A 16,025-nucleotide genomic window follows, 5' to 3' on the forward strand; every position below is an offset into this window, starting at 1 on the left:
AATAGATTTGTAAATTAAATTTGATTTAGTATGAAAAAATTAGTTTTAGTATTAGCTTTGGGTTTCATTGGACACCTGGCTATAGCTCAAAATCTTCAAGTGCAAAATGCATATAATCACAATAAGTCAGCACAGCAGTATATTGAGCAAGCAGAAGTCTTACGTACACAGAATCGTATCGAAAAAGCCGATAAACAAATGAAAAGCGCTAAGGCTTATATCCAAAAGGCAAAAGAGGCTATAGACGCTTCTGTTGCTAATGAACAGACAATGAATGATGCCAAAGCATGGCATTATTATGGTGTAATTTATTATAAAATAGGAATTTATCCGGAATTTTCAGACCTCGATCAAGATGCTTTCCAGAAAAGTTTAGATGCATTTTCTAAAGTCCAAACTTTGAATCAAAAGTATTATGAGGATAATATTGCCGAAATAAGTCAATATATAAAATCAATTGGTTCAGCATATTATGATAAAGGTGCAAACAATTTCAATGAATCGAATTTTGTTGATGCTACGACAAACTTTAAAAAAGCATACGATGCAGCTCTTATTATAGGAGAACAAGATAACAGTGCATTGGAAAATGCAGCATTGTCATCGATGAGAGCCGGAGACTTTGAAAAGAGTTGTGAATATTATCAAACTTTGTTGGATAACGGTTATGATAAGGCTGGTATATACCAGAATCTGACTATTGCATACCGTAATCTTGGCGATAATGATAAAATGTTGGAAACAGTGCTCAAAGGAAAAGAAAAATATCCTGAAGATGCCAATATTATCAATGAAATGATTAATACATATATCACTCTTAACAGAGAAGCAGAAATCATCGATGAATTGATAGCAATAGCAGAGAAATTCAATACAGAACCGGTTTATTACTTTATTTTGGGCACTATTTATGGCAATTCAGAATCCGAGTTGTTCAATATTGATGAAGCAGTCTCATATTATACTAAAGCTATTCAAATTGATCCTAATTATGAAAATGCTTATATCAACATTGGCAGTTTGTACATTGACCAGGCGGCTCAACTTTATAACAAGGCTAATGATCTTCCCATTGAGATGGTGAAGGAATATGATCAGTTGATATCAGAAGCAAAATCATACGATGAAAAAGCATTGCCATACGTAGAGAAATCATACGAATTACTTCCTGATGACGAGGCTATCAAACAAGCATTGAAAACATTGTATAATCGTTTGAAGATGACTGACAAGGCAGCTGAGTTGAACAAGTAAGAATACAAAGGAGAAAAGAACCCGGGCTTGAATTCCGGGTTCTTATTTGCAAATATAATTTAACATAATGTATATTATTTTACAAAATAGCAAAATTGCTTTTCATATCATTATTGAAGAAAATTATCGCTTGCTTAATACCTTTTTTACACATAACATACGGATAATTTCCCTTTTATTTTGAAAGGTTAATTAATGTAAATTTTTCGTTTCTTATAAAAATTTTTATATCTTTGCATATCATTGAAAACTAAAAAATATCTTATAAAGATTTGAATTTGAAACAATTAAAATCACAGAATATGCAGATTATAGGGAAATTAATTCAGCGTAACGAACCTGTCACAGGTACGAGTCAACGTGGTGAATGGAAAAAAATGGAGATTATCATTGAGACAATTGAGACATATCCCAAGAAGGTTTGTATAATATGTTGGAATGAACGTGTCGATGAAGCCAATGCTTTTGAATTGGGCAAAACTCTTGCCATAGATATTTCCATTGAATCACGCGAATATAATGGTAAATACTACACTGATGTCAGAGCAATCCGTTTTGACAACAGCATTCAACCGCAGCAGAATTCTCAGGTACAAAATTACCGGCAACCTGTGAATCAAGACTACCAGCAGAATCAGATGCAGCAAACTTATCCTCAACAGCAGAATTACATGCAACAGCCTCAGCAGCAACAAATGCCCGGCATGCCGGATAATTTTTATCCTCCTGTCGATAATGACGATGATTTGCCATTCTAAGATTGTTATAAACATTTTTAATAATTTTCTGTTTTAAAAGCAGCCGTAAATCAACGGTTGCTTTTATTATTATGGAAAATAGAACTGCTTATGCTTACATTGCAGCTGCTGTCTCTGCAATTATTTTCGGGCTCGATTTCGTCGTGCTTAAATATCTAATGCCTCAATACATTACACCTAAAGCTCTTGTGGGATTACGTACCGTTGTTGCTGCAATAGTGTTTTTTGTAATATCCTTGTTTGTAAAAATAAGAAAAGTCGATAAAATTGATTTGATTATCATAGCATTAACAGCTATTTTGGGACTTGCGATACGATTTATAATATATTTCACAGGACTGTCAAAAACATCCGCTATAGATGGCAGTATAATTATGGTCGGCGTCCCGGTCATAGTTCTGATACTATCTGTAATATTTCTACATGAGAAACTTACCGTTGGCAAAGTGACAGGCGTCTTGTTTGGACTTGTTGGGTCTGTTATTCTTGTCAGTTACGGACACAAGTTATCAGGTTCTTCCGCTTCTGCTGAAGGCAACGTCATGGTTTTTGCTTCAGCTCTGATGCTTGCCGGATATAATATTATCGTAAAGAAATATATAGGAAAATATGGTTCTTTTACCCTAACATTTTATATCTTTATCTTCGCTTCCTTGATGATAATTCCTCTTACTGCAAAAGAAATATTTGAAACAAACTGGCAGGCGTTAAATCTAAAACATTGGTTGTTGATATGTTATGTTGTTATCATTGTAACTGTGATAGGTTATTTTCTTAATACTTTTTCATTGCAGAATCTAAAAGTGACTACAGTAACAAGTTTCAGTTATCTTCAACCGGTCGTTGCAGTGACATTCTCCTACATTTTTCTTCATGACAAACTTAACATAATGCAGCTGATATGTGCTATTTTGATAATTTTTGGAGGTTTTCTCGTTGTGAAAAGCGGTAAAAAATGATACAAAACCTCTTCCCTGCTCTATATAACAAGCGAAGCAAATCTGGAAAGTTATTAAAAAACATCCTGATTCACTTCACTTATGATAAAATCTTTATCAATATATTCTATTCTCTCGATATAGAGATGATTTGACCGGTATTTGGATCGAATTTTATTTTCATTTTGTTCATTACACACGATAATATGACACCGAACTGGCTTATTTTGACTTGTTTGCTTGCAAGTACTTCATTGTCTAACAAAATCTCTACTGTAGTGTTCCGGGGTATTCTGTACAACAATTTATTGTTGAAGTTGGAAGTCTTTATGGCTTCATCTGTTAAATAATTGACATCCTTGAAGTTATTCTCATTTTTAAACTGCATTTTTATAATTTCGCCTTTTTTTGCATTGACAGGCAGCAAGCCGTCTGAAGAAGAGAATCTCGCCACGTTTACAGTTTCCTGTCCCGGTTCCGGTGTGATATAAATTGTTTCTTTAATGATCCTTCTCGAAGTTTTTCCGGTAAATAAGCATTCATATTCATTTTTCAGTTCCAAAGTTTTTTGGACCATGAATTTCATGGTATTGCCGTAATTTACTTCCTGATAGCCGGTCACCAAGTCGTAATATGCCTGTTGGATACGGTTTATATTATCAACAGCGATAACAGCCTGTTCCTCCAAAGTCAATTGACGTAACCCGGAATTTTCATCTTCATTATCAGGATTCATCAGTATTTTTATAAAAGAGACTTCCTCGTCTTTTTTAGGGAATAAGTCTTTTTCATGAGGTCGCTTTTCTTTAGGATGCTCTTCTTTTTCTTTTAAACCAACATCTGCGGGAATCATGTCATCTCTATATCCGAAAGAAGTTATCACGCCATCAGGTGTAAAATTGAAATTAAGAGGAGATGCATCTCTGTTTTTATCTTCCACATATACTTGAAAACATAAGTTAGGATCTGGTTGTGCAATGGTAGAAATCTTAATATCTTTTATTGAATACGAAACACCGTCAGTTCGGATATAGTCATAAACGCCTAACATTTGTTCCGCATATTCTGCAAGAGGACCTTTATGGTAATCGGTTTGTTCCACCATAATATCTATACGCAACACGTTTCGTGGCAGATAGTAGTAGATACCATCGGTTTGTTTGGAGAAATCATTTTTTGCATGAGTCGTAATATATTGTGCATTAGCATAGAAAGATGCACAAAGCATGATTAAAAGAAATAATTTTTTCATGGTATTTCATTTTGATTATTAACTGTTTTTTTACTTATTGCCAATAAAGCCATGAAAGTTATCAATCCATTGACTATAAGAATTTCGAATCCGAATTTATATCCGAAGAACAATTCCTCGGAATAAAGGTTTAACAAATAACTTATAACAGGAGACAACACTGCTATATAAGGAACTAATTTGTCGTTCGGAGTCCTGTTTTTCACAAAAAGACCAAAAGAATAAAGTCCGAGTAAAGGGCCGTATGTATAACCGGCTATATCGAAAAGTTTATCTATGAGAGAGTCATTGTGAAAAGGTCTGAAAAGTATGATAATGAGCAAATACAGTACTGCAAAGCATATATGAATGATTTTACGGCGTTTGGCTATTTCGTTTTCCGTCAGTTTTGTATTTTTGTCAATATGCATGAAGTCGAAACAGAATGTCGTTGTCAAGGCAGTCAGAGTGCCGTCAGCACTGGAATAACCTGCCGCTATTATACCTATTATGAAAAAAATGCTTGTCAAACTGCTCAACGAGAATGCTATTGAAGGGAATATCATATCATTAATCACAACATTATTTTCATTTACAGGAAGTTGGAATCCGGTTTGTTGTGCATAAAATATCAGAGTGGCTCCAAGACAAAGAAATATTATATTGACGATTATAAAAAGCAAACTTGATGTCATTACATTTTTCTGAGCATCGCGCAATGTTTTGCAGGTGAGGTTTTTCTGCATCATATCCTGATCGAGACCTGTCATGGTAATGGTAATGAAAGCGCCACTAAGTATTTGTTTTACAAAAAATTTATTGTTTGTCCAGTCTGTCTCGAAAACTTTTGTTATGCCTTTTTCTGCAGATAATGACAACACTTCGAAGATTGACATATCTAATTTCTTAAGTAAGAAAACCACAGTAAGGACGGCAGCAAGTATAAGAAATGTAGTTTGCAGAGTGTCAGTCCAGACTACAGTTTTGATACCTCCTTTAAAAGTATAGATAAGTATTAAAGCGACAAAAATGATAGCCGGAACGAAAAACGGTATTCCGAAAGTCTTAAAGACAAATTCATACAACACAAAGACGACTAAATACATACGCAATGCAGAACCAATAAGGCGCGATATTATGAAGAAGGCAGCACCTGTTTTCTCGGAATTTTGTCCGAAACGCATCTCGAGATATGAATAAATGGAGGTCAGTTTCAGTTTATAATATAAAGGCAATAAAATCCAGGCAATGACAGCATATCCTATGACGTAACCGAATACAATGCCCAAATACGTAAAATGCCCGGTATAAACGCCGCCAGGCACCGACATGAATGTTACTCCCGACAATGAGGCTCCTATCATGCCGTATGCAACAACAAACCATGGAGATTTACGATTGCCGTTAAAAAAAGCTTCGTTTGTAGATTTCTTTGACGTGATATGCGCTATCAACAGAATAAGTATGGTGTAAACTATAAAAACTGTAAGTATTGTAGTTGTCATAAATATTGATAATCAATGTATTTTATATATATATTTAAAGTATCACTATAATATCATGGAAAAGTCTGCAAGAGTATCGAAAACAGCATCTGGTTTTGTTTTGACTGCCTCATCTCCAACGAGTACAGTGTACATACCGGCATTTTTCCCAAATTCAATGTCAGAATCAGTATCCCCTATCATAATGGATTTCGAGAGGTTGACATTGAAGTCTCGAACTGCCATATATGCCATCTCAGGATTAGGTTTTCTATAGTTACCCAAAGTAGATTTCAACTGTGTACAACAATAAATTCTGTCTATTCTGCCCCCTGCCATGATTATTTTCTTCATCATAAAACCATTGACATCATCAAGTTCGGCATCTGTCATAACACCCTTTCCGACACCTTGTTGATTGGAGACGATGAATATTTTGTCGAATTTCTCGGCAAATACACGGAACGCTTCAATTACACCGTCAATAAATACAAACTCATCGATTTTTTTAACGTATCCGTCAATGATGCGTTTGTTTATCACTCCATCACGGTCAAGAAACAGAGACCATGTTTTGTCTATAGAGTTAATCCAGTTGTTTGTCATTGTTATCTTGGGAAAATTATAGATTCTATTATCTCACAAATTATATGACCTATCATGATATGGGCCTCTTGTATCCTTGGCGTACAGCTACTTGGAACATTAAGCAGGACATCACAACAGTCTTTCATTAATCCCCCACTCGCCCCTGTCATTCCTACAACTTTGACATTCAGTTGTTTAGCTGTCTCAATAGCTTTTAAGATATTCTTTGAATTACCTGAGGTACTTATGGCAAACAACACATCACCTCCGTGAGCAGTACCCTTTAGCACTCTGGCATAAATCTCATCAAAAGAATAGTCATTACCAACAGCCGTGAGATAACTGGTATTGACATGCAGAGCCTCCGCATTTAAAGGAGGTCTGTCATAGTAAAATCTGCCACTTAATTCGGCGGCAAGATGTTGTGCATCAGCTGCACTTCCGCCATTGCCGCAAAAATGAATCTTGCCTTGATGTTTTAATGAATCCACACACATAACGGCAGCTGCATCTATTCTTTCAATAAGATAATTATCGTTGAATATCTGTTGTTTTACGTTAATAGATTCAGAAATTATATTTTGTATGTTGTACATATTTGTATTTTTTGCAAACTTAGTCAAAAATCTTTAATTGTCGTTAATGTTGTTTAAAAGTCAATTGATAAAACTACATAAAGTATAACATGATTTTTACATTTTTATTACATTTGAAGAACTTATAGTTATAATAAATATTCAGAAAAACGTTGTGTTAAGGATAAGAAGCACGGAATTTTGCAAAATAATGTTAAAAGTATTAATATTTCAAGAATTCTCAATGATGATTTACGAAAATAGTTGATATTTGCAGTGCAAAAACAAAGATTGTAAGATACAAAAAGATTTTTTATAAATTATTGAATTTTAAATAGATATGAGAGGACTTTACACTGTTTTATTTCTTATTGTTTCAAATATTTTCATGACATTTGCATGGTATGGCAACCTTAAATTGACCGAGATGAAGTTGATAGATAATTGGCCATTGATACTCATAGTAGTATGTAGTTGGGGTGTTGCTTTTTTCGAGTATCTGTTTATGGTTCCGGCTAACAGGTTCGGTTCATCAATAAATGGTGGACCTTTTTCCCTGGTGCAGTTGAAAGTGATTCAAGAGTGTGTAAGTCTTACGGTTTTCATGCTGATAAGTATTTTGGTTTTTAAAAATGAAACCTTACGATTGAACCATTTGGTCGGTTTTGGTTTTCTTGTTCTTGCTGTGTACTTTATTTTTAAGAAATAATTGTTGTTTTATATTAAGAAAAGTATTATTTTTGAAGTCTAATGTAAAAAAGTATAGGTATGAAATTCTATGACATTGATTCAATCTTTACCTTTGGAAAGTACGAAGGAAAGACTTTGGCTGAAGTGTTTGAAACAGATCCTAAATATATCAAGTATTGTCAAGAAAACATAGATGAGTTTTATATAGCTCCTAATGTTTTGAAGGAGTTGAAAACTGTTGAACGTGACAATAGATTATTATCTGCCAATCTTGATGAGATGAGTGATGACGAGTTGGCGGATTTCGTCGATACCATGAATGATATTGACGATTTCGATGAAGCTAAATTTGAAGACGATTTCGATTGGGACAAAGAAGAAGACATGCTGATGGATGATGATTTCGAAGACGAGTATTATGATGAAGATGACTTCGTAGATGACAGTTATAATGACTATGATGACAATTTTGACGGATATTGATTACCGTAATATGATGTTTATGTGATATTGAAAATAAAAAAACATCGTGTTTATTGTCTTTTACGTTTTTTTATTTAATAGAGCGACTCAAAGACTGAGTCGTTTTTTTATTTGTATTATATAATTTTTTTAATATCCGATTCTAAAAAAAGAAATTTTCTTTAAGTCCCAATATTTTGATTTTCAATCTATTCTCTCTGCTATCCCGTATTGTTTTTTGTTTGGAGCCATAGACTGAATCATTTCGGCAAGAAATCCGGCAAGAAAGAACTGCACACCTATTATCATGTTTATCAATGCGAGATAAAACAAAGGTCTGGATGTCATTCCAAATACCGAATTTACTATTTTTTGATATGCGAGATAAGCTCCCATGACAAAACCTATGATAAACATTATGGTACCTATGCCACCGAATAGATGCATGGGACGTTTACCGAATTTAGAGATAAAAGATATTGTCAGCAGGTCGAGATATCCGCGTATGAATCTGCTCATGCCGAATTTTGAAGTGCCGTATTTTCTTTTTTGATGATGAACAACCTTTTCTCCTATATGTGAATAACCTGCCGCTTTGGCAATGACAGGGATATAACGGTGCATCTCACCATAGACTTCAATACTCTTGACAACTTCGCTTCTATATGCTTTAAGTCCGCAATTGAAATCATGCAATTTTATGCCTGACATTTTTCTTGTTGACCAGTTGAAGAATTTAGATGGTATGTTTTTAGCTATTTTGGAGTCATAACGTACTTTTTTCCAGCCGGATACCAAGTCGTAGCCTTTATCCATTATCATGTTGTACAATTCCGGTATCTCGTCCGGACTGTCTTGAAGGTCCGCATCCATAGTTATCACAACATCGCCATGAGACATTTTAAAGCCCTCGTTTAGGGCAGCGGATTTGCCGTAATTTCTTCTAAAACGAATACCTTTTACAGCATCGTTTTTCAAAGACAATTCTTTAATGATATGCCATGAAGAATCAGTAGAGCCATCATCTACAAATATTATCTCGTAAGTGAAACCATTATCGTTCATGACACGACTAATCCAGGCTTCCAATTCCGGAAGAGATTCTTCTTCATTAAGAAGAGGGATAATAACACTAATGTTCATACCGACTTGTTTTGTTTTGCAAAGGTAGCAATTATCAGAGAATAAACAAGGTCTAAAATGATATTAACCACCAACATGGACAGAGAAGTCGCAGCAGGTGACAGTAATTGCATTGTCAATTCATTATTTTGCAATGTAATATCTTCATTATTATAAGACAAGATACCCAATGAAAATTTCATGTCCAGGAAGTTGAATATGTTATATGAAAACAGCATGAATAAACTCAGTATTATCGAATACAGCAGACCTATCATAAAAGTCATCAAGAAAGCCGACTTGAAAGAAAACGACTCCCAAACGAAGAGATGTTTAAACAAGGCAACAGCAATGGAAAGAAGTAAGAGAGGCAATATATACAGCAAACTATGCCAATATGAGTTTTCCATACCGAAAAAATACAACAAATAAGAATGTGTCAGTATCATGATGACACCGATACAAAGCCCTGACACTATGATAGAGAGCCAAAATTGTTTATTTGTGTATGTAGGGTTTGTAAACATAATGACGAAAAAGGGTAAGCTACTCATATCGCACCGCTCGACCATCTACCCTTGCTACCTTCCGGTCCTGGGGGATTTGACAGGAGCTGGTCGTATAAGACTTACCCAATGCAAAAATAGTAATTTTATTATTATGTCAAACTTTTTTTTGTTTTTTTTATTATCATGATAATGATGAAGTTATAAAAAACAAGACGGTCGTAAAAAGACCGTCTTATCTATTTTAACATAGTTTTTGCGACGAAAAAGTCATAGATTATTGATTTTTGCAGCAACATTTGTTACAACCGAAGAATTTCCATACCAATGCAGCAATGGCAGCACCGATGAAAGGTCCAACGATGAATATCCAAAGTTGACAGAGAGCCTTGCCACATTCAAACACTGCAGGAGCTATACTTCTTGCAGGGTTTACCGATGTGCCCGTGATGGGAATACAAACTATGTGTACCAAAACCAAAGTAAGTCCAATAGCAAGTCCTGCCATGTTGCCGGCTCCTTTTTCGGAATCTGTAGAGCCGAGAACAACCAATACGAATATGAAAGTGAATACTATTTCGGCAATAAGACCGCCACTGACGCTGTTTGTAACGTTGGCGCCTGTCTCAGTGGCGTAAGTCATGTCTATAGTAGATGTCAAAGCATATAGTATTGCCGAACCAATGAATGCACCTATTACTTGAAACAACATGTAACACAATGCATCTTTGCCGTTCATTCTTCCCGATATCCAAACACCGAGAGTGATGGCAGGATTGATATGACAACCCGATATACCGCCTATGGCATACGCCATGGCAACAACGGACAAACCAAAAGCACAAGCCACTGTCAAAACTTGGGCAGGTGTCCCGCACCCACCGATAAATACCGCGCTTCCGCATCCCATAAGAACCAATACCATGGTCCCTATCATTTCAGCTAAATATTTCTTCATATCAGTAAATTTTAGATTTTACATGTCGTTAAACTATGTTAATTGTTTTTAATTTGCTTATTATCAATGTCGCCATAGACAACAATTGTCTTCAATGTGGATTATTACACTTCTTTTAGATTATATTCCTACTTGTCATGGCAAATATAACAATTTTGTTCATGTTTTTGTCAATTTTCATAAAGGAAATGACAAAAAATTTATCAAACGTCAAAAAAATAAATTATGGCAGCATGATTGGTTTTGTCATATATCAGATTTATGGTACTTTAATAAGCTGATCTAAAACAGCATATCGTTTATCTGATAACGGAATATTTGTAATATCAAGAATGTGTTTTGTATATTATGGTTTTGTTTATAAAATAAAATACGTACCTTTGCAGTGAGAAAAGTCGTTTAAACAAATCTTTATTCACATAGGAATCATGGAATTGAATGTTTCATATTGTTCAGACAAGTACCAATATACCATGGGAAAGTCGTTTTATGACAACGGCATGAAAGACAGGCGTGCCATTTTCAATTTGTTTTACCGCAAGGCACCGGATACTAACAACTGGGCTGTTGTCAGCGGAGTCAGCGAAGCTTTGAAGATGATAGAAGGTCTTGGCAATACCGATGAACATTTCTTCGAGAGTTTCTTGCCCGGAGAGGAGTATGCCGAAATAAGACGTTATTTCTCGACTATGAGATTCACAGGTAATGTTTATGCCATGCGTGAAGGTGAGATAGCATTTCCTAAAGAACCGATTATTACAGTAGAAGGTCCCGTTATTGAAGCACAGGTCCTTGAGACTCCGTTGTTATGTATCATGAATCATCAGATGGCTATAGCCACCAAAGCTTCGAGGGTTACACGAAGCACCACCAAGCCTGTCAGTGAATTCGGCAGCAGACGCGCCCATGGTCCATGGGCTGCCATTTACGGCGCCAAAGCAGCTTATATAGGCGGTTGTCAGAATACATCCAACATAGTCACCGGCATTGAATTCGGGTTCCCTTCGACAGGTACCATGGCTCATAGTTTCGTGACAGCATTCGGTTGTTCTATTCATGGAGAATATCAGGCATTCGACTGTTATATCAAATCTCACCAAAAAGAAGTGTTGATATTGTTGGTCGATACATACGACACCTTGAAATGCGGAATAAAAAATGCCATAAAAGCATTTAAAGACAATGGCATAGACGACTCCTATCCATACGGTTATGGCATACGTCTCGACAGTGGCGACTTGACATATCTATCAATAAAATGCCGTGAGATACTCGACGATGCAGGATTAAAAAACTGTAAAATATTTGCCACCAACGCACTTGACGAATATCTGATCACTGATTTGGAAAGACAAGGTTGTAAGGTCGATTCATACGGTGTAGGCGATGCCATAGCTACAAGTAAACACAATCCATGTTTCGGTAATGTTTACAAACTTGTTCAAATTGATGACAAACCTGTATTGAAACGTTCTGAAGAATCTTCAAAATTGATAAACCCGGGGTTCCAGATTACTTACCGTATCATCCAAAACAACAAGTTCAAGGCTGATGTTACTTGCCTTAGAGGCGACAAGTTGTCAAAAGACATAGAATACGGAAAGACTATTATGTTAAGAGATGAGCGTGACAGATTTAAAAGCACCACTTTCCAAGCCGGTAAATATGGTTTTTCTGTTTTACAGCAACAAGTAATGAAAGACGGTGTCGTTATACTCGACGATGTCAGCATTCAGGAAAAACGCAATTATTATCTCGAAAATCTCAGCCGTCTTGACGATACGGAGAAACGTTTGGTAAATCCTCATTTTTATAAGACGGACATATCTGATGACTTATATGATTTGAAAGAAAATCTTATCAATAACTTAGTTAAAGAAATAGAGAATTTTGAATAATGAAAGAAGACGGTTTCAACCAATGACAAACCGCCTTCTTTTTTTAATTGATAAATAGCGTATTACTTCAGTTTTCCTATAAGATTTATCATTTCTATCGCTGTAGTCACAGCTTCGAAGCCTTTGTTGCCGGCTTTTGAACCTGCGCGTTCGACAGCCTGTTCAATATTGTCAGTGGTAAGCACTCCGAAAATCACAGGAACGCCTGTCTGCAGAGATACTTGTGCTATGCCCTTTGTTGTCTCGTTGGCGACCATGTCGAAATGAGGTGTTGCACCTCTTATCACAGCACCGAGACAAACCACAGCATCATAACGTTTAGATTCAGCCATTTTCTTTGCCACTACCGGTATTTCAAATGCACCCGGCACCCATGCAAGGTCAATATCGTCTTCTTTACCGCCATGGCGAACAAAGGCGTCGATGGCACCACTCAACAGTTTGTTGGTGATAATTTCGTTGAAACGGCTTGCCACAATAGCTATTTTGTGACCCTCGGCCAAAAGTTCTCCTTCTATAATATTCATAATGTTGTTATTTTGTTGTATTTTTATTTTCGTAGTTTTTATCTGACAAAGTTATGTCTTTGACATGTAATATATGTCCCATTCTTTTATATTTGGTGTACAGATAGAAAGCGTCATTATCGTTTGAGTCTATTTCTATTGGTTCTCTCCCTACTATTTCTATGTTATAAGCGCCAAGACCTGTTATTTTATTAGGGTTGTTGGTCATAACAATTATTTTACGTATTCCGAGGTCAGCGAGTATTTCAGCACCGGTGCCATAGTCACGCATATCGGCAGCGAAACCAAGAGCGAGGTTGGCATCTACTGTATCCATGCCTCCATCTTGCAGATGATAGGCTTTCAGTTTATTCATAAGACCTATGCCCCTACCTTCCTGACGCAGATAGAGGAGAACGCCTCTGCCCCTTGCTTCTATACGTCTCATTGCCTCTTGCAGCTGGTCTCCGCAGTCACAACGCAATGAGCCGAAAGCATCACCGGTGAGGCATTCCGAATGTACACGGCATAATACAGGTTCATCTCCGCTTAAATCACCTTTCACCAAAGCCACATGATGTTCTTTTGTTATTTTATCTATATAGCCTATAGCTTTAAAGGTGCCGTATTTAGTAGGCAGTTCTGCTTCTGCTACTTTCTCTATCAACACTTCTGTCTTTCTTCTGTATTTTATAAGTTCAGCTATAGATGTTATTTTCAGATTATTGCGTCTTGCAAATTCGAGCAACTCCGTTGTACGCATCATGGTACCGTCATCACGCATTATTTCGCAACACAATCCACATTCTTTAAGTCCGGCAATCCGCATGAGATCGACAGTAGCTTCTGTATGTCCTCCGCGTTTCAGCACCCCTCCTTCTCTTGCCTCAAGAGGGAACATGTGCCCCGGACGTCTGAAATCTTCAGGACGGCTATCATCTTCAACGACTTTCATAGCAGTAATGGAACGTTCTAATGCCGAGATGCCTGTCGTGGTATCTATGTGGTCAATGGATACTGTAAATGCAGTACAATGGTTATCGGTATTCTCCGTAACCATCTGATTTAGTTTCAACTTATGTGTATAATACTTGCTCATAGGCATACATATAAGACCTTTGCCGTATGATGCCATGAAGTTCACGTTTTCCAAAGTGGCAAATTCTGCAGCACAGATCAAATCGCCTTCATTCTCGCGTTCCGGGTCATCGACGACAATAACCATCTTTCCTTCGCGAAGGTCTTGCAAAGCTTCTTCAATAGTGTTAAAACCGTTATTCATAATCATTATCTTAAATCAAAATCCGTTTTCCAATAAAAAATTATATGAAATGCCCTTTTTCTTTTCTTCAGGACTCACAAACCGCATGACATATTTGCCGATAATATCATTTTCAAGATTTACGGTATCGCCAATATGTTTTGATGTCAATGTAGTGACAGACTGAGTATGTTGTATCACTGATACTGAGAAAAATTCGTTGTTCACTTCAGTAACAGTCAACGATATTCCATCTATAGCGATAGAACCTTTTTCAACGATAAGACGCAATATTTCAGGAGAGGTGGCAATGCTGAGACGTACGGCAGTGTCATCCTTGACGATGCGTGTTATTATCCCTGTTCCGTCAATATGGCCGGACACTATATGGCCTCCGAAACGACCATTGGCAGGCATGGCTCTTTCGAGATTTACCATATCATTGACTTTCAAGTCTTTGAAATTGGTACGTTTCATCGTCTCCGGCATGACATCAGCAGTAAAACTGTTAGTATCGAAAGCCGTTACGGTAAGACATATACCATTGGTGGCTATACTGTCTCCAATTTTGATATCTTCAAGAATCTCAGATGCCTGTATCGTCAGTTTGATACTGTTATAATGTCGTACCACTGATTTCACCTTGCCTATTTCTTCTATTATCCCTGTAAACATATCTTTCATTTTTTTATTTTACCATTGACGAGTATATCGTCGCATATCATTTCTGTTTTAATGTCCGTAAGTTGAATGGCATTTGCCATTAAGTCCATACCGTTACCTTCCACCGGAGTTTTGGCATTGGCACCGCCTATTATCTTAGGTGCTATAAAGAACATCACCTCATCGACACAGCCTGCTTTAAGGAAAGCCTCATTGACTGTGCCACCACCTTCAAGGATAATAGAATCTATACCCATAACTCCTAATTTCATCATCATATCTCTTATATCGACATGGTTTTCAATCTCCTCGCATTCCATTGTTTCGATATTGAGAGTGTTAAGCATTTTCAGTTTATCCTTATCAGCAGAAGTACCATGAGCCACAATAGTTCTGTATTCCTTTGCAGTTTTCGCTATTTTAGAATCTATAGGTATGGAGGCTTTAGTGTCTATGATGATACGTGCAGGCTGGCAGACATGTCCTTGCAATCTACAGTTAAGCAAAGGATCGTCAGCTATTACGGTGTTTATGCCGACTGCCACTGCCATAAACTCGTTTCTCAGTTCATGAACAAGTTTTCTGGAGTTCTCATTTGATATCCATTTTGAATCTCCTGTGAATGTAGCAGTCTTGCCATCCAAGGTCATCGCGCATTTCATCAACACGTACGGTGTTTTTTTTGTGATATATTTAAGGAATATTCTATTCATTTCCCTTATCTCATCCTCACACAGACCGCATGTAACATTGACGCCATGTTCCTGAAGTATTTTCATGCCTTTACCCGACACCACAGGATTTGGGTCCGAAATGCCGACAAAAACGTTTTTAATCCCTTTTTCGATAATAATATCGGTACAAGGAGGAGTTTTACCATAATGGCAACACGGTTCAAGTGTAACATAAAGTGAAGCATTATAAATATCGGTATTACAATGCATTATAGCATTACGTTCTGCATGTAATCCACCATAATATTCATGGTAGCCCTCGCCTATTACCATATTATCTTTTACTATGACACAACCCACGAGAGGATTGGGGTGAACGAATCCCCCGCCTTTACGAGCCAAAGAGACAGCTCTTTGCATAAATTTTATATCTGTTTCGTTATATGACATAAAAAAA

Annotated in this window: 17 protein-coding genes and 1 other RNA gene; 6 read left to right on the forward strand and 12 right to left on the reverse strand. The window is 36.6% G+C overall.

All coding sequences use genetic code 11. The features are described 5' to 3' along the window. The first annotated feature begins 30 nt into the window (after window positions 1–30). The 3 genes from ACZOVS_RS01890 (at window position 31) to ACZOVS_RS01900 (ending at window position 2,971) form a co-directional block, all read left to right on the forward strand. Window positions 31–1,254, forward strand: a complete 1,224-nt coding sequence (locus tag ACZOVS_RS01890) for a tetratricopeptide repeat protein (RefSeq protein ID WP_483995542.1) — start codon at window positions 31–33, stop codon at window positions 1,252–1,254. Between the two features lie 302 nt (window positions 1,255–1,556). Beyond that, window positions 1,557–2,012, forward strand: coding sequence for a DUF3127 domain-containing protein (locus ACZOVS_RS01895; protein ID WP_483995543.1), 456 nt, complete (start codon window positions 1,557–1,559; stop codon window positions 2,010–2,012). A 71-nt stretch (window positions 2,013–2,083) separates the two neighbouring features. Continuing rightward, on the forward strand, window positions 2,084–2,971 hold the full coding sequence (locus ACZOVS_RS01900) for a DMT family transporter (protein WP_483995544.1): 888 nt from the start codon (window positions 2,084–2,086) through the stop codon (window positions 2,969–2,971). 106 nt (window positions 2,972–3,077) lie between these two features. Here the strand turns inward: ACZOVS_RS01900 and ACZOVS_RS01905 are convergent, their stop codons facing one another. The 4 genes from ACZOVS_RS01905 to ACZOVS_RS01920 are packed head-to-tail and all read right to left on the reverse strand — an operon-like array spanning window position 3,078 to window position 6,849. Next, entirely contained in the window at window positions 3,078–4,202 is a 1,125-nt protein-coding gene (locus ACZOVS_RS01905; RefSeq protein WP_483995545.1) for a DUF4831 family protein, read from the reverse strand. Then, on the reverse strand, window positions 4,199–5,686 hold the full coding sequence (locus ACZOVS_RS01910) for a sodium:solute symporter (protein ID WP_483995546.1): 1,488 nt from the start codon (window positions 5,684–5,686) through the stop codon (window positions 4,199–4,201). The genes ACZOVS_RS01905 and ACZOVS_RS01910 overlap by 4 nt, the downstream gene beginning before the upstream one ends. A gap of 45 nt (window positions 5,687–5,731) precedes the next feature. Beyond that, on the reverse strand, window positions 5,732–6,271 hold the full coding sequence (locus ACZOVS_RS01915; protein ID WP_483995547.1) for a D-glycero-alpha-D-manno-heptose-1,7-bisphosphate 7-phosphatase: 540 nt from the start codon (window positions 6,269–6,271) through the stop codon (window positions 5,732–5,734). Between the two features lie 2 nt (window positions 6,272–6,273). Then, window positions 6,274–6,849 (reverse strand): D-sedoheptulose-7-phosphate isomerase, encoded by a 576-nt coding sequence (locus ACZOVS_RS01920; protein ID WP_483995548.1) that lies wholly within the window; start codon window positions 6,847–6,849, stop codon window positions 6,274–6,276. A 319-nt stretch (window positions 6,850–7,168) separates the two neighbouring features. On the opposite strand from ACZOVS_RS01920, the gene ACZOVS_RS01925 reads away from it, so the two are divergent. Together ACZOVS_RS01925 and ACZOVS_RS01930 are read left to right on the forward strand one after the other, a co-directional pair. Beyond that, window positions 7,169–7,537: a DMT family protein gene (locus ACZOVS_RS01925; protein WP_483995549.1), complete on the forward strand. Its 369-nt coding sequence runs from the start codon at window positions 7,169–7,171 to the stop codon at window positions 7,535–7,537. A gap of 59 nt (window positions 7,538–7,596) precedes the next feature. Further along, the gene (locus ACZOVS_RS01930) at window positions 7,597–8,001 is read left to right on the forward strand and encodes an exodeoxyribonuclease X C-terminal domain-containing protein (protein ID WP_483995550.1); all 405 of its coding nucleotides are present in this window, start codon (window positions 7,597–7,599) and stop codon (window positions 7,999–8,001) included. 183 nt (window positions 8,002–8,184) lie between these two features. Here the strand turns inward: ACZOVS_RS01930 and ACZOVS_RS01935 are convergent, their stop codons facing one another. The 4 genes from ACZOVS_RS01935 to ACZOVS_RS01950 all read right to left on the reverse strand — a co-directional run bounded on the left by ACZOVS_RS01935 (window position 8,185) and on the right by ACZOVS_RS01950 (window position 10,566). Beyond that, complete coding sequence (locus ACZOVS_RS01935; protein ID WP_483995551.1) at window positions 8,185–9,123, reverse strand: glycosyltransferase family 2 protein; 939 nt, start codon at window positions 9,121–9,123, stop codon at window positions 8,185–8,187. After that, a complete protein-coding gene (locus tag ACZOVS_RS01940) occupies window positions 9,120–9,629 on the reverse strand; it encodes a hypothetical protein (protein WP_483995552.1) in 510 nt (169 codons plus the stop codon). Before ACZOVS_RS01940 ends, ACZOVS_RS01935 begins: the two co-directional genes overlap by 4 nt. 9 nt (window positions 9,630–9,638) lie before the next feature. Further along, window positions 9,639–9,736, reverse strand: an RNA gene (gene ffs, locus ACZOVS_RS01945) — signal recognition particle sRNA small type. A gap of 149 nt (window positions 9,737–9,885) precedes the next feature. After that, on the reverse strand, window positions 9,886–10,566 hold the full coding sequence (locus ACZOVS_RS01950; RefSeq protein ID WP_483995553.1) for an MIP/aquaporin family protein: 681 nt from the start codon (window positions 10,564–10,566) through the stop codon (window positions 9,886–9,888). A gap of 428 nt (window positions 10,567–10,994) precedes the next feature. Here ACZOVS_RS01950 and ACZOVS_RS01955 point away from each other — a divergent pair, with 428 nt between their 5' ends. Further along, the gene (locus tag ACZOVS_RS01955; protein WP_483995554.1) at window positions 10,995–12,464 is read left to right on the forward strand and encodes a nicotinate phosphoribosyltransferase; all 1,470 of its coding nucleotides are present in this window, start codon (window positions 10,995–10,997) and stop codon (window positions 12,462–12,464) included. 62 nt (window positions 12,465–12,526) lie between these two features. Here the strand turns inward: ACZOVS_RS01955 and ribH are convergent, their stop codons facing one another. From ribH to ribD, 4 genes are read right to left on the reverse strand one after another with little or no spacing between them, the layout of a single operon-like run. Further along, a complete protein-coding gene (gene ribH, locus ACZOVS_RS01960) occupies window positions 12,527–12,991 on the reverse strand; it encodes a 6,7-dimethyl-8-ribityllumazine synthase (protein ID WP_483995555.1) in 465 nt (154 codons plus the stop codon). Between the two features lie 7 nt (window positions 12,992–12,998). After that, complete coding sequence (locus ACZOVS_RS01965) at window positions 12,999–14,252, reverse strand: bifunctional 3,4-dihydroxy-2-butanone-4-phosphate synthase/GTP cyclohydrolase II (RefSeq protein WP_483995556.1); 1,254 nt, start codon at window positions 14,250–14,252, stop codon at window positions 12,999–13,001. A gap of 15 nt (window positions 14,253–14,267) precedes the next feature. After that, on the reverse strand, window positions 14,268–14,915 hold the full coding sequence (ribE, locus tag ACZOVS_RS01970; protein WP_483995557.1) for a riboflavin synthase: 648 nt from the start codon (window positions 14,913–14,915) through the stop codon (window positions 14,268–14,270). Then, window positions 14,912–16,018, reverse strand: a complete 1,107-nt coding sequence (gene ribD, locus ACZOVS_RS01975) for a bifunctional diaminohydroxyphosphoribosylaminopyrimidine deaminase/5-amino-6-(5-phosphoribosylamino)uracil reductase RibD (protein WP_483995558.1) — start codon at window positions 16,016–16,018, stop codon at window positions 14,912–14,914. Before ribD ends, ribE begins: the two co-directional genes overlap by 4 nt. Window positions 16,019–16,025 lie beyond the last annotated feature (7 nt).

The organism is Candidatus Limimorpha avicola (genome assembly GCF_056978975.1).